The sequence below is a fragment of the Ensifer sp. WSM1721 genome (assembly GCF_000513895.2).
Lineage (GTDB): Bacteria > Pseudomonadota > Alphaproteobacteria > Rhizobiales > Rhizobiaceae > Sinorhizobium.
In genome coordinates this window covers 202,391-226,807 of record NZ_CP165785.1, presented here as the reverse complement: position 1 = coordinate 226,807, position 24,417 = coordinate 202,391, and the positions used below count along the sequence as shown (strand labels likewise).

26 protein-coding genes are annotated in these 24,417 nt (G+C 59.9%); 5 read left to right on the top strand and 21 right to left on the bottom strand.

Features of this window, described 5'->3' with window-relative positions:
• The first annotated feature begins 2 nt into the window (after positions 1-2).
• Entirely contained in the window at positions 3-1,070 is a 1,068-nt protein-coding gene (locus tag M728_RS29330) for a DUF4392 domain-containing protein (protein WP_026622408.1), read from the top strand.
• Positions 1,071-1,072: 2 nt separating this feature from the next.
• Positions 1,073-1,549, top strand: coding sequence for a RidA family protein (locus M728_RS29325; protein ID WP_245269779.1), 477 nt, complete (start codon positions 1,073-1,075; stop codon positions 1,547-1,549).
• A 178-nt stretch (positions 1,550-1,727) separates the two neighbouring features.
• Here M728_RS29325 and M728_RS29320 read toward each other — a convergent pair whose 3' ends face one another.
• The 13 genes from M728_RS29320 to M728_RS29260 form a co-directional block, all read right to left on the bottom strand.
• Positions 1,728-1,907, bottom strand: coding sequence for a hypothetical protein (locus tag M728_RS29320; protein ID WP_156943531.1), 180 nt, complete (start codon positions 1,905-1,907; stop codon positions 1,728-1,730).
• 121 nt (positions 1,908-2,028) lie between these two features.
• Positions 2,029-2,322, bottom strand: a complete 294-nt coding sequence (locus M728_RS29315) for a putative quinol monooxygenase (RefSeq protein ID WP_014989392.1) — start codon at positions 2,320-2,322, stop codon at positions 2,029-2,031.
• Positions 2,323-2,378: 56 nt separating this feature from the next.
• Positions 2,379-2,828 carry an OsmC family protein gene (locus tag M728_RS29310; RefSeq protein WP_026622410.1) on the bottom strand — a complete coding sequence of 150 codons (450 nt, stop codon included), beginning with the start codon at positions 2,826-2,828 and terminating at the stop codon, positions 2,379-2,381.
• A gap of 57 nt (positions 2,829-2,885) precedes the next feature.
• Positions 2,886-3,710, bottom strand: coding sequence for a putative hydro-lyase (locus M728_RS29305; RefSeq protein ID WP_051441000.1), 825 nt, complete (start codon positions 3,708-3,710; stop codon positions 2,886-2,888).
• Positions 3,711-3,745: 35 nt separating this feature from the next.
• On the bottom strand, positions 3,746-4,162 hold the full coding sequence (locus M728_RS29300) for a heme-binding protein (protein ID WP_026622412.1): 417 nt from the start codon (positions 4,160-4,162) through the stop codon (positions 3,746-3,748).
• A 22-nt stretch (positions 4,163-4,184) separates the two neighbouring features.
• Positions 4,185-4,940 carry an SDR family NAD(P)-dependent oxidoreductase gene (locus M728_RS29295; protein WP_026622413.1) on the bottom strand — a complete coding sequence of 252 codons (756 nt, stop codon included), beginning with the start codon at positions 4,938-4,940 and terminating at the stop codon, positions 4,185-4,187.
• Between the two features lie 68 nt (positions 4,941-5,008).
• The gene (locus M728_RS29290; RefSeq protein WP_026622414.1) at positions 5,009-6,127 is read right to left on the bottom strand and encodes an acetoin dehydrogenase dihydrolipoyllysine-residue acetyltransferase subunit; all 1,119 of its coding nucleotides are present in this window, start codon (positions 6,125-6,127) and stop codon (positions 5,009-5,011) included.
• A 6-nt stretch (positions 6,128-6,133) separates the two neighbouring features.
• On the bottom strand, positions 6,134-7,141 hold the full coding sequence (locus M728_RS29285) for an alpha-ketoacid dehydrogenase subunit beta (RefSeq protein WP_370906545.1): 1,008 nt from the start codon (positions 7,139-7,141) through the stop codon (positions 6,134-6,136).
• A gap of 12 nt (positions 7,142-7,153) precedes the next feature.
• Entirely contained in the window at positions 7,154-8,131 is a 978-nt protein-coding gene (locus tag M728_RS29280) for a thiamine pyrophosphate-dependent dehydrogenase E1 component subunit alpha (protein ID WP_370906546.1), read from the bottom strand.
• A gap of 95 nt (positions 8,132-8,226) precedes the next feature.
• The gene (locus tag M728_RS29275; RefSeq protein ID WP_026622967.1) at positions 8,227-9,273 is read right to left on the bottom strand and encodes an ABC transporter permease; all 1,047 of its coding nucleotides are present in this window, start codon (positions 9,271-9,273) and stop codon (positions 8,227-8,229) included.
• An 86-nt stretch (positions 9,274-9,359) separates the two neighbouring features.
• Entirely contained in the window at positions 9,360-10,298 is a 939-nt protein-coding gene (locus M728_RS29270) for a substrate-binding domain-containing protein (RefSeq protein WP_026622968.1), read from the bottom strand.
• Between the two features lie 90 nt (positions 10,299-10,388).
• Complete coding sequence (locus M728_RS29265; protein WP_026622969.1) at positions 10,389-11,255, bottom strand: sugar phosphate isomerase/epimerase; 867 nt, start codon at positions 11,253-11,255, stop codon at positions 10,389-10,391.
• An 11-nt stretch (positions 11,256-11,266) separates the two neighbouring features.
• Positions 11,267-12,427 (bottom strand): Gfo/Idh/MocA family protein, encoded by a 1,161-nt coding sequence (locus tag M728_RS29260; protein ID WP_026622970.1) that lies wholly within the window; start codon positions 12,425-12,427, stop codon positions 11,267-11,269.
• A gap of 291 nt (positions 12,428-12,718) precedes the next feature.
• On the opposite strand from M728_RS29260, the gene M728_RS29255 reads away from it, so the two are divergent.
• Positions 12,719-12,925: a hypothetical protein gene (locus tag M728_RS29255; protein ID WP_026622971.1), complete on the top strand. Its 207-nt coding sequence runs from the start codon at positions 12,719-12,721 to the stop codon at positions 12,923-12,925.
• 120 nt (positions 12,926-13,045) lie between these two features.
• On the opposite strand, the gene M728_RS29250 is transcribed toward M728_RS29255, so the two are convergent.
• The 8 genes from M728_RS29250 to M728_RS29215 all read right to left on the bottom strand — a co-directional run bounded on the left by M728_RS29250 (position 13,046) and on the right by M728_RS29215 (position 22,214).
• Positions 13,046-14,173, bottom strand: coding sequence for an acetoin dehydrogenase dihydrolipoyllysine-residue acetyltransferase subunit (locus M728_RS29250; protein WP_026622972.1), 1,128 nt, complete (start codon positions 14,171-14,173; stop codon positions 13,046-13,048).
• A 6-nt stretch (positions 14,174-14,179) separates the two neighbouring features.
• A complete protein-coding gene (locus tag M728_RS29245) occupies positions 14,180-15,187 on the bottom strand; it encodes an alpha-ketoacid dehydrogenase subunit beta (protein WP_370906545.1) in 1,008 nt (335 codons plus the stop codon).
• 12 nt (positions 15,188-15,199) lie between these two features.
• Positions 15,200-16,177, bottom strand: coding sequence for a thiamine pyrophosphate-dependent dehydrogenase E1 component subunit alpha (locus M728_RS29240; RefSeq protein WP_370906544.1), 978 nt, complete (start codon positions 16,175-16,177; stop codon positions 15,200-15,202).
• Between the two features lie 182 nt (positions 16,178-16,359).
• Positions 16,360-17,247, bottom strand: coding sequence for an alpha/beta fold hydrolase (locus M728_RS29235; protein WP_026622502.1), 888 nt, complete (start codon positions 17,245-17,247; stop codon positions 16,360-16,362).
• A 136-nt stretch (positions 17,248-17,383) separates the two neighbouring features.
• The gene (locus M728_RS29230) at positions 17,384-18,154 is read right to left on the bottom strand and encodes an SDR family NAD(P)-dependent oxidoreductase (protein ID WP_029965224.1); all 771 of its coding nucleotides are present in this window, start codon (positions 18,152-18,154) and stop codon (positions 17,384-17,386) included.
• 113 nt (positions 18,155-18,267) lie between these two features.
• Positions 18,268-19,995 (bottom strand): ABC transporter permease subunit, encoded by a 1,728-nt coding sequence (locus M728_RS29225; RefSeq protein WP_026622500.1) that lies wholly within the window; start codon positions 19,993-19,995, stop codon positions 18,268-18,270.
• On the bottom strand, positions 19,988-21,070 hold the full coding sequence (locus M728_RS29220; protein WP_026622499.1) for an ABC transporter ATP-binding protein: 1,083 nt from the start codon (positions 21,068-21,070) through the stop codon (positions 19,988-19,990). Before M728_RS29220 ends, M728_RS29225 begins: the two co-directional genes overlap by 8 nt.
• A 31-nt stretch (positions 21,071-21,101) precedes the next feature.
• The gene (locus M728_RS29215) at positions 21,102-22,214 is read right to left on the bottom strand and encodes an extracellular solute-binding protein (protein ID WP_026622498.1); all 1,113 of its coding nucleotides are present in this window, start codon (positions 22,212-22,214) and stop codon (positions 21,102-21,104) included.
• Positions 22,215-22,437: 223 nt separating this feature from the next.
• Between M728_RS29215 and M728_RS29210 the strand changes: the two genes are divergently transcribed.
• Both M728_RS29210 and M728_RS29205 read left to right on the top strand, forming a co-directional pair.
• Positions 22,438-23,157: a TetR/AcrR family transcriptional regulator gene (locus M728_RS29210; protein ID WP_026622497.1), complete on the top strand. Its 720-nt coding sequence runs from the start codon at positions 22,438-22,440 to the stop codon at positions 23,155-23,157.
• A gap of 324 nt (positions 23,158-23,481) precedes the next feature.
• Complete coding sequence (locus M728_RS29205) at positions 23,482-24,417, top strand: MurR/RpiR family transcriptional regulator (protein WP_026622496.1); 936 nt, start codon at positions 23,482-23,484, stop codon at positions 24,415-24,417.

Sequence of the window (24,417 nt, the reverse complement as noted above, 5' to 3'; positions counted from 1 at the left end):
CCATGCTTGATCTGCAAAGTGCACAGGGCGAGAAGATCGCCCGGACTATCGAGAATTTCATGACGCTCGACCTCACGGGCGTCGGGCTGATCGGCAAGATTTATGATGCACTCCAAGGGCGCCAGCCCGGTCCGGCTTGCATGATGGCTGCCAAACTGATTTGCGACCGGGTGCGAGACAATGGCGGCCCGATCGTCATTGCCACAGGCTTTCCCGAGGGGGCCGGCGTTCCCGAGACCGATGGGCCCGTGGGCGCGGCGCTCATGGCGCGTGCATTCTTCTTGGGGCTGGGTGTTGAAACGGTTATCCTGACGGATGACGACTGGGTAGAGATGATGATCGGCACTTGTCGGGGAGCCGGCCTTTCTCCTCTTCCCTTCCCCGAAACCGGCGTCATCCAGTCGGTCGAGTTCATCCGGCCGGTCTATATTCGCAGCGTGCCGAAAGACGATGCAGGCTGCCGGGAGATTACGGACGCTCTGCTCGATGTAACCAGACCGTCCCTGGTCATCTCGATTGAGCGTCCTGGAAGAAATGATCGCGGCCTGTATCATGGCCTCGGTGGACGGCCGCTCGACGGTCTTGTTGCCGATCTCGATCAATTTTTCCTTCGCGCGAAGTCAAAAGGCGTTCCGTTCGTTGCTATCGGCGATGGAGGAAATGAATTGGGGATGGGCGTAATCGCAGACGAGCTCAAGTCCTTTTCACCGAAGGCCAAGGACAGTGGCCATCCAGCACGTGGCGGTGTGGCGGCGGCAACGGCAGCCGACCACCTGATCGTCTCGAACGTCTCGAACTGGGGCGCCACCGGGCTTATCGCTGCCCTTTCGGCACTGCTTGAGAAACCCTCGATCTTCCACGACGGCGAGCTCGAGCGCCGATGCATAGAACAATGCGTTTCCTTCGGCGGCGTCGACGGCATGTTTATGGGGCCAGAACCGGCAGTGGACGGCATTTCCGCCAGCGAATGGGCAGGTCTTGTGACCACGTTGCGCAACACGCTAGAGCGCCTTGCCGGCAGGGTCGTGGGTTGGAAGGGCGATAGCGGCGATTGGCGCCAAGTGAAGTGAGAATGGACATAGGTATGGGAGTTGTTGAAACGCGCTTGGCACGCCTCGGACTGGAGCTTCCCGAAGTAAATCCTCCTCACGGGAACTATCTTCCTTTTGTCCAGTCCGGTGCTCTGGTCTTCGTCGCCGGCCAAGGCCCTCGCAAAAGTGGTCAGCTGATCTATAAGGGCGTCATTGGGGGTAATTTGACCCTCGCGGATGGCCAGGCAGCGGCCCGCCTTTGCGCATTGAATATATTGGGGCAGTTACGCTCTGCCTGCAGCGGTGACCTCGATCGGATCGTACGGCTCGTCCGACTCGCGGGGCTTGTCCGTTGCACTCCTGATTTTGAAGACCAGGCAAAGGTGCTCAACGCAGCCTCAGATCTGATGTGCGATGTTCTGGGTGTGGCAGGCCGTCACGCCCGCATTGCCTCCGGGACGCACGCACTCCCCTCGGGCATGGCCGTGGAAATCGAAGCTGTTGCCGAGATCCGTTAGCGAAGCGCAAGCGCTGCCGGAGCGCCGCCGCGTCTTTAGCTGCCACAGTTGGCCTGAATCTGATGGCAACTGAGGACCGCCTCGCTCCGCTCCTGTCCTAAAGATGGTTGCGGAAGGATCCGCGAATGTGCCACCGGCGCCAGATATCGCCTTCACATCGGGAGGAGGCCAAGCCGGTTTAGTCTTCCTCGTACCCATGGAAATCTGGATGGCGGTGGAACTCCCGTCGCAACGGCATTGGTTCTGCTTTTGCGGAACCAATGCTGCAAGCGGCAAGAACAGCCTTCAAGGCGATTGGGCGATAGTGCACCGAAAGATCGAGAACCTTCTGATGCCCTTTATCCATGTTCGAAGTCATCCGACAGTCCTTTAACCTGGCACATGCCGTAAACGATTGCTATCGTCCACCGATATCTTGGCCGTCCGGCCGGGCAAGACCACATTCGCATTCGCGATCAAGCCGATGAAGGCATCCGGGCTTAAGAGATCCGCTTGTACTTATTGAGCGTAACAGACTGGATCCATTGGCCCGCCTTTGCGCCGAATGCCTTCATCGATTCCGTATTGTTGTGCACGTCAAGCGACTGCTCATCTTCCCAGATCTCATAAAAGACGAACTCTCCGGGACGCTCGAGCGACACATGCAGGTCGTACTGAACAAAGCCCGGCTCCGTCTTTGCAAAGGAAACCAGCCCCAGCAGCCCCTCTCGAAGCTGCTCCTCTTTACCTGGATGGGCTACAACAGTGGCAATAACGACAAGTTTTTCCTTCATGATTCACCTGTTTCCTTCACGAGATTTCGTACGGCTAATTGGAACAGCTGACTGGGTCAGCCCAGTTCGATCGAGACATTGCTCTTGATGGAGTTTGCGATGAAGCATCCTTTGTGCGCGCGATGATGCAGTCGCTCCAACGTCTCCCGGTCCGGCTGTTTCTCAGAGCTGAAAGAAACCTTGGGCCGCAGGGTGATCGATGACACCGAGTAGAAACCCTCGGGGCTTTTCGCCACTTTGCCTATGGCTTCGTCGACATAGGTGCTGACGGCGTAGCCGCTACCTTCACAAATGGCGAGGAAGTACAACATGTGGCAACTAGCAAGTGCGGAAACGAGCAATTGTTCCGGATCGGCCAGTTCACTGTTGCCCAGATAATCCGGTGCGGCCGACACAGGAATTGTCACCTGGGGACTGATGATCGCCTTATGATCACGACTGTATGTACCAGGTTGCTTGCTATGTTCGGTCGCGGCCCATTCAAGGCGGATGCGGTGATCAGACATTAGGTGGTCTCCAGTTGGTTCCGCAAAGGGCGGGCCTGTTTGGCCGCCGAGTTCGCTTCAGTTTCTCAAAGCTTCTTTGCCGGGCGTACCCGGAAGATCCGCTGGAAGATCGGTTACGAGCATGAAACCCGGTTCATGGGTGATTGCCAGATCGAGTTTCGCCTGCTGAAGCGCCAGCTGCGGTGTTACCCCGCATGCCCAGAAACCGAGTATGTCACCCGGTTCGATGACCGGCGGATCTCCGAAATCCGGCTTGTTGATGTCCTTGATGCCGATCTCGGTAGGATCGCCTATGTGAACCGGAGCGCCGTGGGCAAGCGGGTAACGTTCGGACAAGACGATCGCCTGGATGGCGTCGGCCGGCCGGAATGCCCGCATCGACACCACCATCGAACCGGCAAACGGCCCTGCGGGGCTGGTCGGAAGGTTCGTTGCATACATCGGAACGTTGCGACTGGCACTAATGTGGCGGATATCGATCCCAGCGCGAAGGATCGCGCTCTCGAACGAGAATGAGCAACCAAGCGCAAAGGTGACAAGATCGTCTCGCCAGATGTCAGAGAGGTTCTCTACCGTCTCCGTGTGCGCGCCTGATCGATACACCCGATATCGTGCCACATCTGTGCGGATGTCGATCGAGCCTAATTCGGGTAAGCCCGGATCCCCTGGCTTGCCGATGCCAAGCAAGGGGCAGCTTTTGGGATTGCGATCGCAAAACAGACGGAAGTCGGAGGCGTGGCGTTCGGGCAAGATCACAAGATTGGCTTGCATGAAGCCCTCGGCAAATCCCGTTGTCGGGACCCGGAGGCTCCCTTGGCGGATCAATTGTCGAACTTCGGAAGCCGACATGGATCCTTTTGTTGCAACTGACTCCATTGACATGTGAACCTCATAGGCAGGAGAGGACAGAATAGGAGTTAGTGCTGCTGCAGCGCGGACACCATCACCTCAGCGATGGCCACGTCCGCATCTGCCGGTCCGCCGGAGACGCCAACACCTCCGATGACGGTCTTGCCGTCGTAGACCGGCAATCCGCCGCCGAAGACGACGAAAGGCCTGCGTCCGCCGAGCGCATCGAGCCCATAGAGCGCTGCACCTGGCTGCACGATTTCGAGCCAGTTCCCGGAAGGTGAACGCAGGGCCAGAGCGGTATATGCCTTACCTTGCGCGATCTCGACTGTGGAAAGCGCGGCGTCGTCGACGCGCAAGAACGCCATCAGATTGCCGCCGACATCAACGATCGCAAGAGAAGACGGCTCCCCAAGCTCCCGTGCCTTCGCCGCCCCGACCTCAATGGCTTTGAGTGCGGATTCATGCGTGATCATCTTCGCCATTTTCGCGCCCTCGCCATGACCATTAATTATAGATGCCGCCGTCGACATTGATCGACTGAGCAGTGACATACGAAGCCTCATCCGAGGCGAGATAGACGAACAGCGGCGCGACCTCTTGCGGTGTGGCTTGCCGCCCAAGCGGAATGACCGTCGGAACCAGAGCCTCCTGCTTGGCCCTTCCGCCAATATAATCAATGGCTGGCTGGTTGAACGGCGTGTCTATCCAACCGGGGCAGACAGCGTTTACGCGAATCCCGTCGCGGGCCAACTCGAGCGCGAGCGTTGTCGTCAGTCCAATCACCGCGGCCTTGGATGCCGAATAGGCCAGCAATCCGGGAGCGCCGCGTTTGCCAGCCAGCGACGACATCATGACGATTGAGGATTTACCAGCCTCGCGGAGATGTTTGACAGACTCGCGCGCGAAGATGAAATTGGCTCGTACATTGATCGTGAAAACCTTGTCCCAATTGCTGGTACTGAATTCTTCCACCTTGCCGGAGAGCTGGACGCCCGCATTCAGGCACAGCGTGTCCATCCCCTTCATCCAGGTGACCGATTGAGCGATCGCCGTTTTGATTTCCTCTTCCTGCGAGATATCCGCTTTGAAGAAGCGAACCCGGTCGCCAAAGCGCTTCTCGACTTCGCTGCCCTTGGTCGCATCGATGTCGACCACGGAAACGATCGCGCCTTCAGCGACGAAGGCATCAAGTATCGCAAGACCGATATTCGCTACGCCTCCAGTCAAGAGAACGCGCTTTCCTGACAACCGTCCGGACATGGATTTGCTCCCAATTAGATCATCACCGATCAGTTCACTTCAACTTCGGACACCGGTTCAACGCGTGCTCACTCGCGCTGAACATTCTCCAGAATGGCTTCGTTGACGGCGGAGGATGCCTCCATCTGCGGCATGTGGCCGACGCCTGGGATGATGCGCAGCCGGGCGTTGGCGGGCACGTCGGCTCGCTGCGGAACCGGGACGATCGCATCCCGCTCGCCCCACAGGATCGTCACCGGGCAGGTCAATGCCTGAAGCTGGTCGCCGATCGACTGCAATTGGCCATGGTCGTCGGCAATGGTGTCGGCGATCGCCGACAGTGCCTCCGGCACGCCCTCGAGCCGTTTGAAGCGCAGCGTTCCCTCGACCATGTCGCTGGTGATCTTCGACGGATCGGCGAACAGCCTTTCCAATACGCCCAGCAGCGGGCGGCGGCGCTCGGCCGCAACGAAGTCGACGAGGAAGTCCCGGCTGATCTGCCGGCCCAGCCCGATCGGGGCGAGCAGCGTCAGCGAAGCCACGCGCGAGGGCCGATTGGCGGCGATCGCCGCTGCGACGGCCCCGCCGAAGGAGTGGGCGATGAGGTGAAGCTTGCCGGCCGCGACCGCTTCGACCGCCGCTTCCACGGCAGAGACGATCTTCGGAAAGACATCGCCGCCCGCGATCGGCGACGACGCGCCGTGTCCGGGCAGATCGATGGCAACCACCCGCATGTTTTCGGCGAGTGCCGACTGGTTGAACAGCCAGGTCGAAAGGTCGCCGCCAAACCCGTGCAGCAGCACCACCGTCTCGTCGCTCTCAGGTCCCGCTTCGAGAACGTTGACGGCACCCCCATCAACAGCGATCGTTCGCGGCACAGGGACGCCGCCGTCGCCTTCGTCGCCCGCACCAAGCCGGTCGGCATAGCTTGCGATGAAGGCGTCGATCTCTTCCGGCGTCGCCGCCTCGTCGGCGATCACGCCGGCGAGCGCACCGACCGGCGCCGTCGTTCCCTCTTGGAGAACGATGCGTCTCAGCGTTCCGGTGGCGGCGGCTTCGACGACATTGGTGACCTTCGTGGTTTCGATCTCCAGGACTTCCTCACCGCGGTTGACAGGGTCGCCCTCGCCGACCATCCAGCGGGTGATCGTACCCTCGGTCATCGTCATTCCCCACTTGGGAACGGTGACTGCCTCGATTGACGACATCGTGGTCTACCTCTTGATAATGGAGGTCGCGGCCTTCACCACGGCCTCGGCCGAGGGGATATAGGCGTCCTCGAGATTGGGGGCGTAGGGAACCGGCGCATGCGGCGCCGTCACCAGCTTGATCGGCGCCTTCAGTGCATCGAAGCACTTGTCGGCAAGCAGTGCCGAGATATCGGTGGCGACACTGCAGCGCGGATTGGCTTCGTCGACGATGACGACACGGCCGATCGTCTCGGTGAACTCCAGCAGCGTGTCTTCGTCGAGCGGCGACGTGGTGCGCGGGTCGATGATGCAGGCGGAGATGCCCTCGGCCGCCAGCTTGCGCGCGGCCTCTTCGGCGACCTGGACCATGCGGCCGATCGCAACGATCAGCACGTCCTTGCCGTCCCGTGCCACCCGCGCCTCGCCGAAGGGAATCGTGTAGGCGCCATCCGGGACCTCCCCCACCGTGTCATAGAGCATCTTGTGCTCGAGGAAGATCACCGGATCGTCGTCGCGGATCGCCTGCAGCAGCAGGCCCTTGGCGTCATAGGGGGTCGACGGGATGACCACCTTGAGACCGGGAATGTGGGTGAAGATCGGATAGAGCGCCTGGGTGTGCTGCGAGCCGGAGCGGCTGCCGGCGCCATAGGTGGCGCGGATGACGAGCGGGGTCTTGGCGCGGCCGCCGAACATGTAGCGAAACTTCGCCGCCTGGTTCATGATCTGGTCGAGGCAGACGCCGGCGAAGTCGACGAACATGATTTCTGCGATCGGGCGCAGACCGGTCAGCGCTGCCCCCGCCGCCGCGCCGATGAACGCCGCCTCGCTGATCGGCGTGTCGCGAATGCGCTCCGGCCCGAAGGCGTCGAGCAGCCCGCGGGTGACGCCAAACGGACCACCCCAGGCATCCTTGACCCCGTTGGCGCCGGCGCCGCCAGTCAGATCCTCGCCCATCATGATCACGCGCGGATCGCGCCCCATCTCGAAGTGAAGGGCTTCGTTCAAGGCCTGCCGAAAAGACTTCTGTGCCATTGTTCCGGCTCCTTACAAATACTTGACGTAAACATCCGTGGTGAGCGCGGCGAGCGGCGGGAACGGCGCCGCCCTGGCCGCGCTTACGGCACGGTCGATCTCGGCTTCGACCGCCTCGTCGACGGCATCGAGCTCTGTCATCTCGACCAGCGACACCTCCTTGACGCGTGTGCGGAAATGGGTGAGGCAATCGCGCTCGCGACGCATCGCCGCCTTCTCTTCCGGGGTGCGGTAGGTATCGGGGTCACCGCTGTAGTGGCCGTAATAGCGCGGCACATGCACATGCAGCATCGTCGGGCCGCCGCCCGCCCGGGCGCGCTCCACCGCCTCGCCCGCCGCGGCATAGACGCTGAAGACATCGGTGCCGTCGACCTCGATGGTCGGGATGTCGTAGCTTTCGGCACGGCGGGTGAAGCTGCCGGCCGACACATGGGCGTTTGCCGTCGCCTCGCCGAAGCCGTTGTCCTCGATGACGAAGATGATCGGCAGCATCCAGATCTTGGCGAGGTTGAAGCTTTCCGACATCACCCCTTCGTTCATGGCGCCGTCGCCGGCAAAGGCGACCGCCACCTGCTTCGTGCCGAGCAGCTTGGCGCTCAACGCCGCGCCGCAGGTGATCGGCGCCCCTGCCGCCACGATGCCGTTCGCGCCCAGCATGCCCTTGCGCAGGTCGGCAATGTGTTGCGATCCGCCCTTGCCGCCGCAGGTGCCGCTGGCGCGGCCGAACAGCTCGGCCATCATGCTGTCGATGTCGACCCCTTTGGCGATCGAGTGACCATGACCGCGGTGGGTCGAGGAGATGTAGTCGTCGTCGCGAAGCTGCAGACAGACGCCGACGGCGCTTGCCTCCTGGCCGGCATAAAGATGGGTGTTGCCGGGAATGTCGCCCGTTCCCATTTCCTGCATCACTCGCTCCTCGAACCGGCGGATCGTCCGCATGGTTCGATAGACGTTGATGAGCTGCTCATGTGATAGCTGCAAAGCAGACATTTGTTCCTCACTGACATTTCCCGGTCGGCGGCTCGATTTTCGAAGCGACTTTTCCGCTACCGGCATGCATGTGGCTGCGGTTGCCTTCGTTGGCGTCAAACCCTTGTTTTGCGGGAACGCCGGTACTGATCGATGATGACGGCGACGACGATGATCATCCCCTTGATGATTTCCTGGTAGTAGGAGCCGATCTTGAGGAAGGTGAAGCCTGAGGTGATGACGCCGAGAATGATGGTGCCGATCACCGTGCCGGTAATGCGACCGACGCCGCCGGCAAGCGACGTGCCGCCAATCACCGCGGCCGCGATGGCATCCAGTTCATAGGCGACCCCCATCGTGGGCTGAGCGGAGGCCGCACGCGCCGCAGTTACCACTCCGGCAAGGCCGGAAAGCAAGCCCGCGATGGCATAGACCTTGATGAGGTGCGAGCCGATATCAATGCCTGAGACTCGCGCGGCCTGAGGATTGGCGCCAATCGCATAAGTGAACTTGCCGTAGCGCGTATAGCGCAGAGCGATGTGCGAGATGACTGCAACGGCAATGAAGATGATTACCGGCAGCGGCAAGGGGAAGCCCAGGATGAAAAAGCTCTTGCCGAGCCAAGTGAAATTGGGAGTGAGCAGCCCGATAGGCTGACCTAGAGTGTACCACTTGGCGACGCCGCGGGCGCAGACCATCATTCCCAAGGTTGCGATGAAGGGCGGAATGTTGGTCTTCGCGATGATCAAGCCATTGATCAGACCGGCGAGCAAGCCAACCAAGAGCCCTGCCAAAATTGGCCAAATCGGCAGCAGGTCCGTCAGGGCAGGATAAAGGGCGCGCACATCTGTCGAGCTTTGAGCAAGCGAAGCCGCCACCATGGCAGCGAGACCGATCACGGAGCCCGATGAAAGATCGATACCACTCGTGATAATGACCTGCGTCACGCCAACGGCAAGAATACCGATGACGGAGACCTGAAGAATGATGATCGACAGCCGCTGCTGGTTGCCGAGAAATGAACTTCCCACAAAGATCCAGCCGAGGATCTCGAAGACGAGGGCAATCCCGACGAGCACAACGGCCGTCGACATTTCGTTCCCAAGCTTTCTTTTCATGGCCGGCGTTTTTGCCACGGCCGTGGCTCCAGAAGGCGTTGCCATTGCGAAGAAACCTCCGCCTCAAGTGTCGTTGGAGATAGCCTGCGCGGATGTGCCGCCGTTTGCGGCACATCCGCAGTCAGCGGCGATCAGTTCTTGTTGAGGTAGGTGTCGACGTTAGCCGCATTCACCAGTTCAAACGGAATCCAGACCGGGGATTCGACCTTCTCGCCCTTGGCAAGCTTGATGGCGGCGTCCACCGAACCGGCGCCCTGTCCCACTGCATCCTGGAAGACGGTGGCGTCTAGATCGCCAGTCTTCACGTAATGCATCGCTTCCTTGGTGGCATCGATGCCGGCAACGATGACGTCCTTCATGTCCCAACCGGCCGCCTTGAGCGAGTTGATGGCGCCCAGCGCCATGTCGTCGTTGTTGGAGAGGACCGCGACCGGCTGGTAGCCCGCCGTGATCCAGTTGGTCATGAGATCCTGCGCCTTCACCGGATCCCATTGTGCCGTCTGCTCGTCGATAATCTTCATGAAGTTGCATTCCGGCGTCGCAACGACGTCGTGGACCGCCTTGCTCCGCTGTTCCGCAGCGTGCTGGGCGAGAACACCCTGAATGATCAGAATGCCGGCATCCTCGGTCTTGCCCTGCTCTTTCAAGACGCGGCAGACTTCCTTGGCCTGCAGCGTGCCGGCATCGATCTCCTTAGAGCCGATGAAGGCCGCCTTCGGGCCGAGCTGGTCGAGATCGCTCGGCGTGTTGTTGACATAGACCAGCGGAATGCTGGCGTCGGCCGCCATTTTCGTGATTGTCGGTGTCGCAGTGCTTTCCACGACGTTGACAATGATGGCGTCGACCTTGGCGGCAATGAAGTTCTGGATCTGCGACAGCTGTTTGTTGACGTCGGCGTCGGCAAACTCGATCTGCAGAGGCTGGCTGGTCTTGGCGGCCTCGTCCTTCATCGCCTGAACCATCACCGCCAGGAACGTGTCGTTGGAAGCAATGGTAACTCCGATATCGCCCGCGTAAGCAGACGACGCCGCGAGAATCATCGCTGTTGCTCCAATAATCATTCGCTTCATTTCTATTCCCTCTTTTCTTGTTCAGGTGTCCGGCAGCACCCAAGATCAACCGGACCGTCCTCCTCCACTGAGAACGGCTCATGTCAACGATTACATTGCGGAGGCCGATTTTGATGCGTTTGCTGCATCGACCAGCGGTTTGAGATATTCCAACGAGACCCTTGCCACCCAGTCCGGCTCGATGCCTCGCTGGTGGAAGCCGCATTCCATTGAGAGATAGCCGTCGAAGCCGGTTTCCTTCAGCGCGTCGATGAGCGCCGGGAAGTCGCCTCTGCCCATGCCTGGCGGCAAGCGGTTGTTGTCCGAAGCATGAATATGGACCAAGTCCTTCCCCATCGCATAGACATAGTCGCTCATCACCTCCTTCTCGGTGATGACGTGGTGGCTGTCGAACATCAACCGCACGTTCGGCTCGCCGACGTCCTTCATCATGTCGATGGTGTTATCGCAGGTGTTGACGATGTTGCTGTCTTCGGGCGTGGGTTCGATGACGATCTCGACGCCGAAGTCCTGTGCGAATCGGGCGATTTCCCGAACAGCCTGCGCCGCCCAGTCCCAAGCCTGCCGATACGTGGTGCCGAAGATATACCAGCCCGGCAGGCAAATCAGCCGCATGCCGCCCCAGTCTGCGGTGAGCTGCACCATGTCTTTGTAATGATCAATCGCCCAACGACGCTCCTCGGGGATCGGCGAGGCGACATTGTTGCCAGGTCCGCCGCCATGCGCCGGCAGCATGGCCGCCAGCTCGAGCTCATAATCCTTGAGCATCTTGCCCAGGTCCTTACGCCTTTGTGCGCTCAGCGTCGGCGGAAAGACATGAGGGCTGGCCGCGCCGATTTCGATCGCGTCGTAACCGATTTTCTTGACCCGCTTGATCGTTTCCTCAAGCGTGTAGGCCGGCAACCACGTGGGGTTACTCGCATAGGGCCAGGTGTGCATCGCAAGCTTGATGGACATGGAACGGCTCCTTAGGCGGACTGCTCGATGTTTTCCCAATTGCCACTTTGGCCCGAGGCGAGAATGGCCTCGGCAATGCGCTCGATCTGCAGGCCGTCCGCGAAATCCGGAGCCGCAGACGTTTTCTCGGCGATGGCCTTGAGGAAGTTGTACCATTCGATCGATTTGATATCGATGTAGCCCTGCCCCATGCCCGCAACCGGCCACAGTTTGTCGCCGAACGGCTGGTTCGGCCCCGAATAGATCGTACGGAAGCCGAAGGCATCGGCCGGGTCGTCGGCAAATGCCACCCGCAACTCGTTCAGCCGCTGGTAGTCGAAAGCGATCGAGCCGCGGGTCCCATGGATTTCGAAACCCAGTTGGTTGTGATGACCCCAGGAGTTGCGGGTCACTTCGATCGTGCCGTAAACGCCATTGGTGAACTTGATCATCGTCAGCGCCGCGTCATCCACATCGACCTTGCCCATTTCGGAGGAGGCCGCGCCGCTCGGACCGAAGAAGCGTCCCGCCGGAAGCGGACGCTCCGGAATGAAGGTCTTCACGATCGCGTTCACCGAGGCAAACTCGCCAACAAGCAAGCGCGCTGCATCAATCACATGGGTGCCGATATCACCTAAGGTCCCCGAACCTGCTTGGGCCTTGTTGAACCGCCACGAAAGCGGCTTGCTCGGATCAGCGCCCCAATCCTGCAGGTAATAGCCACGGAACGTCAGGATATCGCCGATCCGCCCTTCGTCGATCAAACGTTTGGCCATCTGCAATGCCGGCGTGTGGCGATAGTTGTAGGAAACCATCGTAACCACGCCGGTCTCCTTGGCGGCCGCCAGCATGGCTTCGGCGTCAGCCACGGTCATCGCCATCGGCTTTTCGCACATCACGTGCTTGCCAGCTTTGGCCGCGGCGATCGCGATCGGAGCGTGGGTATCGTTCGGCGTGCAGATATCGACGATATCGATGTCCGGTCGCGAGATCACCTCCCGCCAGTCGGTAGCATGTTCGGCGAAGCCGTACTGCTTTGCAGCGTTACGCGCCAACTCCTCATCGATATCGACGATCACCTTGCGCTCGATCTCTATCGGCGCACCAAACAGGATCGGCACCACTGCGGTGGCGATTGAATGGGCCTTGCCCATGAAGCCCGTACCGATCAACGCAACGTTCAGCTTTTTCAACCTTCGTCTCCCATTCGAGCCGGCCACTCGCCGAGCTGCCGCAAATTCGATCGATCCAGTCGCCGATCTCTTCATGTAAACGTGTACACCACAAAAATATTGCCATGTCAACGATTACATGGTAGGAAACAATCAAATTTGCTCGGCAGGATTCATCCCCGGGGACCGCCGCAACTGACGAGGGAAATGGCCGAAAGGTCGCCCTCCGCAGTGGTGACGAAAAATGGCTCCTAGACCGACGAGAAATCTTGGGGGCAGACATCCACGAAGTTGGTGATAAGGGAGGATTTAATGCACCAACAACACCGCACACGCCTGGATGGCCGCGTCGTCGTCGCCATTGTGGTGTCCCTTTTGCTGCTCCTCGGCGGCTTTGTAAATTTTCAACCGACAATCGCGGCCGTGACTCACGAGCTTATTCGAATGAGCCAGATGAGGACACAACTGGCCGAAGCGAAGCTGTCAGCTTTGAAACGTTACCTGAACTTTTCCCACTAGCATGGTACCGGGCTCCCGCTGTTGGACGCGATGTAATCGTTGTCGTTCATGCAGATAACGGGCTTATTGCCACCACCGCCTGACAATCGCTTGAATGACAGCATCCGAGGGAAGCCACAATCAGATCTGTCGCTCGCGCTGAACATTCTCCAGAATGGCTTCGTTGACGGCGGAGGATGCCTCCATCTGCGGCATGTGGCCGACGCCTGGGATGATGCGCAGCCGGGCGTTGGCGGGCACGTCGGCTCGCTGCGGAACCGGGACGATCGCATCCCGCTCGCCCCACAGGATCGTCACCGGGCAGGTCAATGCCTGAAGCTGGTCGCCGATCGACTGCAATTGGCCATGGTCGTCGGCAATGGTGTCGGCGATCGCCGACAGTGCCTCCGGCACGCCCTCGAGCCGTTTGAAGCGCAGCGTTCCCTCGACCATGTCGCTGGTGATCTTCGACGGATCGGCGAACAGCCTTTCCAATACGCCCAGCAGCGGGCGGCGGCGCTCGGCCGCAACGAAGTCGACGAGGAAGTCCCGGCTGATCTGCCGGCCCAGCCCGATCGGGGCGAGCAGCGTCAGCGAAGCCACGCGCGAGGGCCGATTGGCGGCGATCGCCGCTGCGACGGCCCCGCCGAAGGAGTGGGCGATGAGGTGAAGCTTGCCGGCCGCGACCGCTTCGACCGCCGCTTCCACGGCAGAGACGATCTTCGGAAAGACATCGCCGCCCGCGATCGGCGACGACGCGCCGTGTCCGGGCAGATCGATGGCAACCACCCGCATGTTTTCGGCGAGTGCCGACTGGTTGAACAGCCAGGTCGAAAGGTCGCCGCCAAACCCGTGCAGCAGCACCACCGTCTCGTCGCTCTCAGGTCCCGCTTCGAGAACGTTGACGGCACCCCCATCAACAGCGATCGTTCGCGGCACAGGGACGCCGCCGTCGCCTTCGTCGCCCGCACCAAGCCGGTCGGCATAGCTTGCGATGAAGGCGTCGATCTCTTCCGGCGTCGCCGCCTCGTCGGCGATCACGCCGGCGAGCGCACCGACCGGCGCCGTCGTTCCCTCTTGGAGAACGATGCGTCTCAGCGTTCCGGTGGCGGCGGCTTCGACGACATTGGTGACCTTCGTGGTTTCGATCTCCAGGACTTCCTCACCGCGGTTGACAGGGTCGCCCTCGCCGACCATCCAGCGGGTGATCGTACCCTCGGTCATCGTCATTCCCCACTTGGGAACGGTGACTGCCTCGATTGACGACATCGTGGTCTACCTCTTGATAATGGAGGTCGCGGCCTTCACCACGGCCTCGGCCGAGGGGATATAGGCGTCCTCGAGATTGGGGGCGTAGGGAACCGGCGCATGCGGCGCCGTCACCAGCTTGATCGGCGCCTTCAGTGCATCGAAGCACTTGTCGGCAAGCAGTGCCGAGATATCGGTGGCGACACTGCAGCGCGGATTGGCTTCGTCGACGATGACGACACGGCCGATCGTCTCGGTGAACTCCAGCAGCGTGTCTTCGTCGAGCGGCGACGTGGTGCGCGGGTCGATGATGCAGGCGGAGATGCCCTCGGCCGCCAGCTTGCGCGCGGCCTCTTCGGCGACCTGGACCATGCGGCCGATCGCAACGATCAGCACGTCCTTGCCGTCCCGTGCCACCCGCGCCTCGCCGAAGGGAATCGTGTAGGCGCCATCCGGGACCTCCCCCACCGTGTCATAGAGCATCTTGTGCTCGAGGAAGATCACCGGATCGTCGTCGCGGATCGCCTGCAGCAGCAGGCCCTTGGCGTCATAGGGGGTCGACGGGATGACCACCTTGAGACCGGGAATGTGGGTGAAGATCGGATAGAGCGCCTGGGTGTGCTGCGAGCCGGAGCGGCTGCCGGCGCCATAGGTGGCGCGGATGACGAGCGGGGTCTTGGCGCGGCCGCCGAACATGTAGCGAAACTTCGCCGCCTGGTTCATGATCTGGTCGAGGCAGACGCCGGCGAAGTCGACGAACATGATTTCTGCGATCGGGCGCAGACCGGTCAGCGCTGCCCCCGCCGCCGCGCCGATGAACGCCGCCTCGCTGATCGGCGTGTCGCGAATGCGCTCCGGCCCGAAGGCGTCGAGCAGCCCGCGGGTGACGCCAAACGGACCACCCCAGGCATCCTTGACCCCGTTGGCGCCGGCGCCGCCAGTCAGATCCTCGCCCATCATGATCACGCGCGGATCGCGCCCCATCTCGAAGTGAAGGGCTTCGTTCAAGGCCTGCCGAAAAGACTTCTGTGCCATTGTTCCGGCTCCTTACAAATACTTGACGTAAACATCCGTGGTGAGCGCGGCGAGCGGCGGGAACGGCGCCGCCCTGGCCGCGCTTACGGCACGGTCGATCTCGGCTTCGACCGCCTCGTCGACGGCATCGAGCTCTGTCATCTCGACCAGCGACACCTCCTTGACGCGTGTGCGGAAATGGGTGAGGCAATCGCGCTCGCGACGCATCGCCGCCTTCTCTTCCGGGGTGCGGTAGGTATCGGGGTCACCGCTGTAGTGGCCGTAATAGCGCGGCACATGCACATGCAGCATCGTCGGGCCGCCGCCCGCCCGGGCGCGCTCCACCGCCTCGCCCGCCGCGGCATAGACGCTGAAGACATCGGTGCCGTCGACCTCGATGGTCGGGATGTCGTAGCTTTCGGCACGGCGGGTGAAGCTGCCGGCCGACACATGGGCGTTTGCCGTCGCCTCGCCGAAGCCGTTGTCCTCGATGACGAAGATGATCGGCAGCATCCAGATCTTGGCGAGGTTGAAGCTTTCCGACATCACCCCTTCGTTCATGGCGCCGTCGCCGGCAAAGGCGACCGCCACCTGCTTCGTGCCGAGCAGCTTGGCGCTCAACGCCGCGCCGCAGGTGATCGGCGCCCCTGCCGCCACGATGCCGTTCGCGCCCAGCATGCCCTTGCGCAGGTCGGCAATGTGTTGCGATCCGCCCTTGCCGCCGCAGGTGCCGCTGGCGCGGCCGAACAGCTCGGCCATCATGCTGTCGATGTCGACCCCTTTGGCGATCGAGTGACCATGACCGCGGTGGGTCGAGGAGATGTAGTCGTCGTCGCGAAGCTGCAGACAGACGCCGACGGCGCTTGCCTCCTGGCCGGCATAAAGATGGGTGTTGCCGGGGATGTCGCCCGTTCCCATTTCCTCCATAACCCGCTCCTCGAACCGGCGGATCGTCCGCATGGTCCGATAGACGTTGACGAGTTCCTCACGTGAGAACTGTAAAGCCGACATTGCAAACTCCCCTTATAGCTTTGCGCTTATAGCAGCTTCTCGCCCGCGCGCCGGTCACGGTCGAGCATCCGTGTGCCAGGTCTGAACTCGGCTGCGGTTGACCGGAAGCGATCAACCGCAGCCACTGGAATCCACCCGTCTTGGGAAGGTGGACCACCGGACCCATAGACCGACCTCAAGAGTCAGCCGAAAAAGCCTTGCAACTCCCGCGCAAGTGCGTCGGGTTGTTCCTCCGCCAGATAATGACCGCAGGACTCTATTGCGGTTCCCCGAACGTTGGTTGCTATCTTCTGCAGTTGTGCGACCAGGTCCGGCATTGACCCTTGATCGGCCCGCACCGCGAGAACCGGCATCTCCAGCTTTCCCTTGGCACTAAGCTCCCGGTTTTGCTGTGCCGACAGCGTGACCGCGCGATAGTAGGCAAGCCCGCCCTTGAGCCCGCTGTACAGGAAGACGCGGAGATACTCTTCGAAGTCAGCGTCGGAGAACACCTGCGGATTAGCGGCCTTGCGCTGCAGGAACCAATTCAGATAGATGTGTTCTCGGCCCTCAATGAGCGCTTCCGGCAAGTCAGCAACATTGTGGAAGGCGACATGCCACGTGCGCCATGCTACGTCCGAAGACCAAGGCAGTGCGTCGGGAAGACTGATGCCAGGTATTCCCGTATCGAGGATAGCTAACCCTTTAACGCTGGTTCCGTAGAGTGCTGCGTAGGGATATGCGGCCCACGCGCCGATGTCGTGGGCCACGAGGAAGTGGCGATCGACGCCGAGTTTTTGGACTAGCCCGCGGGCGATTTTCGCGATGGTCATCGTATCACAGCCGCCCATCGGGCGATCGGAGTCGCCCTGCCCCGGCAGATCGGGTGCAATGATCCTGTAGCGCGTGCCGAGAATGGGCATAATTCTGCGCCAAGCGTACCAGCTCTGTGGAAAGCCGGCGAACAGGAGGACGACTTCGCCGTCCGCTCTCCCGCCACTGACATAATGCAACCTGACACCGTCCACAGTTGCAAAGCCGCGTTCGAAACCCTCGATCCCGGTTCTTGGCCACTCTTGCCTGTCAACCATCGCGCTCTCCCACTCGCAGGTAATCTATTGCCTCAATGGCAAACGTCTTCGTCCAACTCTCACGGTCGCTTTCACAATCCATGGCTGCGCCGAAACCTTGCCGATTCCGATCGGCAAGACCCAAACCCGCCAAACCTTAGAACGGGTCGCGCGCAGCGGTCAGCCAGCCGCCGTCCATTACATAGGCGCTGCCGTGGACATAGTCCGCATCATCGCTTCCGAGGAAGGCTGCAAGCTTTGCGATTTCCTCAGGCTGGCACCAGCGCCTTGCCGGCACCTTGCTGATTGCAAGGTCCATGTCTGGAGAGGCCGCATTGTGTTCGGGCAAGGCCAGAGGAGTGGCCGTTGCTCCCGGGCAGATGGAATTGACCCTTATGCCGCGCGCGCCGTACTCAAACGTGAGCTGCCGTGTCAAACCTATGACACCGTGTTTGGAAGCGGTATAGGCCGACCCCCCGCCGGCAGCACTAAATCCGGACGTCGAGGCCGTATTGATGATGGCACCTTTTCCCTGCGCCAGCATTTGCGGGATAACCGCCCGCGCCATGAGGAACGGACCGGTCAGGTTTACCGCCAGCACCCTGTTCCACTCCTCGAGACTAACTTCATGTGCCGGGGCATGCGCGTCGAGAACGCCTGCATTGTTGCAGAGAAGATCGATCCGCCCCCAACGGGCAATGATCGTTTCTACCCCGCGCTGCACGCTTTGCGGATCGCTCACATCGACCTGCAATGGAACCGCCATTTCCGGCACTTCCAGTTTTTCAACCGTCTCCACGGCGCGCGCCATATTTATGTCGAGAGCGGCAACATACGCCCCTCTGGACACAAACTCGGCTACCATCGCCCGTCCCATGCCGGATCCGGCGCCAGTCACGACAACTACTCGACCGCTATAGCTACTCACCGCTAAACCTTTCCTCTTCTTGATTACTGCTCTCGCAGCCCAGCGTGCGATCCTTTCCGGCAGATGGCCGTCCAAGAGCGGACCTTTCGCCGCTGCGAGCTACAAACAAAACCTCAATTCGGCACCCGAGCTCGCTTGAGAGCGTTCCGCCAGCTCGCCGCCGTAACCGTTAGCAAGCATGCAAGCAGGAGCAGCGAGAAAACCGCGTTGACCGAAGGCGTGAAACCAAATCGCATCTGGTTGAACACCCAGATCGGCAAAGTCGGTGAGCCACCCGACAGGAACAGAGTTACCATCACGTCATCGGCTGAAAGGGTGAGACCGAGAAACGCACCGGCCACGATGGTTCCCCTGATCATGGGGAACAAAACGTAGGCAAAGCTTTGCCAGCGGTTTGCTCCAAGATCCAACGAAGCTTCCATGAGGCTTGGATCGATGCGACGCAGCCGGACCAGCAATAGAAGCAGAGTCACTGGCATGACAAAGCTCATCTGCCCAACGACAATTCTGGTGATGCCTGACGGAATACCGAATAGTTCCGTCCCCAGTACCATCTCGATGCCTAGGACGACGCCGGGGGTGGCGATTGGAAGGGCGAACGCCATTTCGTAGAAACGCGCTCCCCTAAGTCTGGCGTAGTGCACGACAAGGGCAAACCCGGTGCCGACCACGACCGATACCGACACGACACATGCAGCAACCACGACAGAGCGCCTCGCAGCCTCGATCAGGGACTGGTCCTGAAGAAGTTCGTGGTACCAGTGCAGCGTCAGGCCCTGAACCGGGAAAACCTGCAAGTTTGCGGAGTTGAACGAGAACAGCACAATGATGGCCAGCGGCGCGTACAGGTAAGCAATCGCAGCGACATAACCAAGGGCGCCTAGGCGGCGACCCAAGCGGGTTGCGGGGTTCGCCGCAGGCGCGACTGCTTGATCAGACTCTCCGCCTACCATAACCCCCTTGGAAGGACACAGGGCGATGATGACGCCAAGGAGCAAACCAACGCTCAGCATCAGAGTAACGGCGACGGCCGCGCCGTACGGCCAGTTGTTTGCAAATCCGAATTGAGTAGAGACAACTACTCCCAGTGTCGTGCCATCGATTCCGCCGATCATTGCCGGAGTGACGAAGTCGCCAACAGTCACGAGAAACGCCAGTGAAAAGCCTATCGCCAGGTTTCTGCGAGTAAGCGGCCAGACAAGATGGACGAAGGTCTGAAAGGCGGTAGCGCCGGAGTCTTCAGATGCTTCGAAGAGGTCCCGCGGGATCTTCTCGAACGCTCCCATGGTCGAGATGAAGATGAACGGTACAGAGATGTAGGCGAAGACGATAACGACTGCAGTTGGGCTGTAGAGAAACGCCTCCGATGGCGCGTCCAATATGCCGCTCGACACCAGGGCCGCATTGAGCACTCCCGACTGGCCGAGGATTACCCGCCATGCAAAAATCCGCATGAGGAGACTGATCCACAGCGGAATGACCACAAGCATTGTCAGCAGGGCTCTATTGCGTCCTACGACCCTGCCAACATAAAAGGCCAGCGGATATGCAATAATCGTTGCGAATACGCACGCGATAAAACTGAACGAGAGCGTGCGCCACAGCAACGCCCAGAAGCCCGCCGAATTCCAGATGCGCGCGTAATTTGCCAGCGAGGGTTCAAAGATAATGACACCCGCCGACGACTTGAGAAAGCTCGTTCCTATAAGCAGGAGATTCGGCATAACAACGATGAGGAAAAGCCAAGCCACCACGGGAACGCTTGCGAAACTGAATTTCAGGGGCAAGCGTCGCCGGAACGTTTTGCGGTCAGCAGCCATTGTCGCGATGCTATCAGTCATAAAACACCTGCGTGTTTATGAGATCGAAGCCGACCTGCACCGGTTGGCCTACAACGAAAGTTGACTCTCGCGCGGCTGGCACGGTTCCGATCAGACTGAGACCACCGCAACGGACGTTGACCTCACAGTTCGTCCCCAGGAAAAGGACGTCTTCGACTATTCCGGGAACTGCGTCGGGCGAGCGGTCGGCACCGTTCAGCGCCTTCACTTGAACCGCCTCGTACCTTATTGCCATCCGCGCTGTTCCACCTCTTTCGGAGGTAAGGCCAGCAATCCTGGTACCCTCAATCGTTCCGGCGTAGCCGCTGCCCGCCGGCTCGAAACGAATGGGGACGAGGTTCGAACGCCCCACGAATCTGGAGACGAATTCGTTCTGAGGCGCAAAATAAATTTCTCTCGGGGTAGCTAGCTGGGCGATTTTGCCATCGTGCAGGACGACAACGCGGTCGGACATGGACAGCGCTTCGCCCTGATCGTGCGTGACGTACATGAACGCGATCCCGAGCTCCTTTTGCAGGGCTACCAATGTATGTTGCATCTGCTGGCGCAAGCGGAGATCGAGAGCGGCAAGGGGCTCGTCCAGAAGAAGAAGTTTTGGCCGAGAGACTATCGAACGCGCCAGAGCTGCTCGCTGACGTTGTCCACCCGAAAGTTGGTGCGGCAACCGGTCGGCGAAGCTCGACAGTTCGACGAGCGACAGCGTTTCCTCGGCCTTCTTTCGACGACTTGCCTTTGGCTCGCCTCGCATGCGGAGAGGATACTCAACGTTTTCCCGCACCGTGAGGTGCGGGAACAATGCGTAACTCTGGAATACCGTGCGAACGTCCCGCTTGAAAGGCGGGACCGCATTCATCACATCTCCGTCCATTACGATCTGGCCGTTGTCCGGTTTTTCGAAACCGGCAACGGTCCTGAGGATGGTGGTCTTGCCGGATCCGCTCGGTCCAAGTATCGAGAAAAACTCTCCCTGCTTCACCGAGAACGATATCTTCTCGAGCGCCGGCTTTTGTGCGCCCTCATAAGTTTTTGATACCCCGACAAGTGAAAGTACCGGGCCGGTTTCACGTGTTCCCATGGCCAGTCTCCAGAGCTAATTTACGCCGACATCAAAGGGTGCCGGCCAGGAAATCATTCCAGATCTGGATTCGGCGCTCGACGTCCTCCGGCTCACGGAAGAATACGAGATTGTCCTTGAAGTTCGGGTCTTCGGAGTCCGGGATGTTGGTGTTCTTCAGCTCTTCCTCAGAAAGCCCGGCCTTGAGGGCGTCGGCGCCGGTGAGAATCCCGTTGCTTCCCGAGAATTTCATGAACCTCGCCTGCCAAGGCAGGGACATCGTGTCATTCAGGAACTTGTAAACGATATCCCGCTGCCCCTTCGGCGTCACAAATGTGCCTTCGATCCAGGAAGGAGTGCCTTCCTTGGGCAGCGAATACCTGGAGTTTATCCCCTTTTTCTTAAGGGAGTTCACAACAGCGACATTGTGACAGTAGCCGATCAACGCCTCACCGGACGCGTAGAGGTTGGCGGCGTCGTCAAAGCCTCGCGTAACCACTCGTACCTGCTGCCGGAGTGCGCGAAGCGCATCGGTGACGCTGGTAAACTCTTCCTCGGTCAGGTTGAAAGGATCCTTGGCCCCAACGTAGAGCGCGACCATCGGAATGTTGACAGTGGCGTCATCGAACGTCGTCACCTTACCCTTATAGGTTTCGTCCCACAGATCGCCCCAGGTGGTGGGTGGCTCTTTGATCTGATCGGCATTGTACTGAAGCGGCTGCGTGCCCCAGTGGAGCGGGATACCCATGAGGGCGCCCTCAACCGAGAGGGGCTCCTTCCAATTCAGGCCCGGAAGGACATTTGTGACGTTTGGGACCTTCGAGATATCGAATGGGGCGATTTGGCCTGCCCTCTTGAGGCGCCCGGCCGTGGACGCCTCGGAATAGACGACGTCGGGCTTCACGGCGCCGGATTGGAGTTGTGCGAATACTTCGTCGAGCGAAGAGATGATAACCGGCTTTACCTTAACACCGCCGTTAGCAGCTTCCCATTCTGCGATCCAGTCCGGCTCATGGTAGGTCTCCCAGGTGAGCAGGGTGATCGGTTCCTCGTCTGCCCAAGCGTTTCGAATGATTGCCGGCGCAAGGAGCGAGGTGGCAGCGATGGCACCACCCGCTTTCAGGACCGTGCGGCGAGTAGCCGAATGCGGCATTTTGTCGAACATTTTTCTGGAACCCCTTTTATTATCTAACTAACGGCAGTTAGATGACTCCAAATCGCGTCAGGAGTCAACATTTTTCGGATGTCATCGTTTACATGCCAGCCTTCGGCTGCCGTGGAAGCTGGCGGCCTCCTAAGAATTGCATGAGCCGAGACATACATATAGAGGAGGCGGTAAGCAGCCTTGTTAGCTGAGGCTCAAAGCCGCCATTGTTAGGAACCTGTAGATGACCCTGCCGACTCGAGTTCAGCAAGCGTGTGATGAAATGCGCCGCCACCTCGATCAATTTGACTGGAGCAAATTGACCAACGGGCGTCGCCAAGTTCTTGAAGCTTTTCTCGAACTTGCAACAACGCAAGGTTTCTCTGGCGTAACGATGAGAGGGCTTGCCAAGGCTCTCGATGTGAAGGCGTCCAGTATCTATTTCCATTTTCCGGACGGGCGAGATGAAATCGTCGCCCAAACGCTGCGGTGGCATTATCACTGCTGGGGTTCCGCGATCCTCAGCGCTGTCGAGAACAGCGCCGGCGCGAGCGAATTTTGGGACAGCCTGGTCCGGACGCATGTTAAGCGTCAGCTAGAGCTTCCAGAAAGCGATCTATGGGACATACTCGTTGCCACGGATCGTATTTGCGGTTTCCTGCAGCCAGGAATTCGGCAGGAAATTGAGCACTGGCTGCAATTGTGTGTGCAAATATACGAGGCAGCGGCCTGCGAAATGGGCTACAACAATTGTGAGGTTTCGGCGCGCGCCATCATGAAGCTGCTCGATGGCGTCAGGTCATGGTGCGACTGGTCAGGACCAGGCAGCGATCTCGAAGCGTGCACCGCGCGCGCCATCGCGATGTCGCGCGCGATTTTGTCGTCGCAGTCTGATCAGCCAAACGCCTCCATAGATCGCGTGGGGAGTGTGAGCACGGCTCCAGCCCCATCACGCCGGCGATGATCTATGCCACTTATATCAGAAGGAACCGGCCCGCGGTGCGCTACTGTCGGGCTGTATGAGCAATCAGGTCCTTGATTGTGCAGCAATCTCGAGCAGGTGCCGGCTGCCCGGCCTTCAGTCGTATGATCGTTGCTCGTTTTCCCGCACGCGGTCGGCGGGATAGCAAAGACGCCTAATGAAACATGCATTATATCAGCCGAGGACAAGAACCTTGCGTTGCAGGTGCTGCCCGAAATATGGCAGTTATTCTTTGCTTCTTCCGGCAGTTGCCGGAAACTGATCCGCCTTGGAAACGCGACACTCGGTGCGTGCCGGAGAGACTGATTGACTAGACTAGAACTCATCGATCGCATCAAAAAGATATGTGTCGAACTCTCTGGGCAGACGGTGGATGCAGCCCATTATGTTATCAACAATGCGGATGAGATCCCATTTCATTCGATGCGGGAGGTTGCGCGGCGAGCTAGGATCCAGCCGGTCAGCCTCGTGAGGCTGGCTCAAAAGTTGGGATTGGCGGGTTACGGTGAATTGCGGCAGCAGTTTATCGATACGACACCGGAGCGCCATCAACGGGATCGCCAATCCATAAACCGCAATGTCTTGAGCGCGCAAACACTCATAGAAGAAATGGGCAAAAGCCCGGGGCTCAAGGCTTTCGTCGATTCCTTCTTCGCAACCGAGCAAGCGATCGTTGAACAGGCAAGAGCGCATCTGTCAGAAGAAAGGCTTGAGAGCGCCGTGGAGCTGCTGGCCCGTGCCCCAAAAGTTTATGTCATAGGCCGGCGAACGGCGTTTACGCCTGCTTTTACCCTTGCCTACACCCTGCAAAAGGCTCGGCCGAACATAGTTCTGCTGGACACTCCTGGAGGAGCGCCCGAAGGAGCTCTGGAAGATATCAAGCCTGATGACGCCTTCGTAGCGGTGACCTTTGCGCCCTTCAACCGACTGGTTCACAGGTTGACCGAGAAGGCCTCGCTGTCGGGGGCGCAAGTAATTGCCATCACTGACAGTTTCGCCGCGCCCATCAGCAAGTTTGCGGGGCCATTACATTTCGTGGCACAGACGTCCGGCCGGGCATTCCCCGAATCCACACTAGGAGCAATAGCGATTGTCAACATCCTTGCGGCGTTGACAATCAGCCGGCTCGGTGAAGTGGCACAACGCAGAATTCGCGAAAATGAGCGCTTTCTGGTGAACTCCGGTGAGTACCTCCTGTCGGGCGCTCCCAAGAAAGGTAGACGCCCGTCAAAAAGCAGCTGA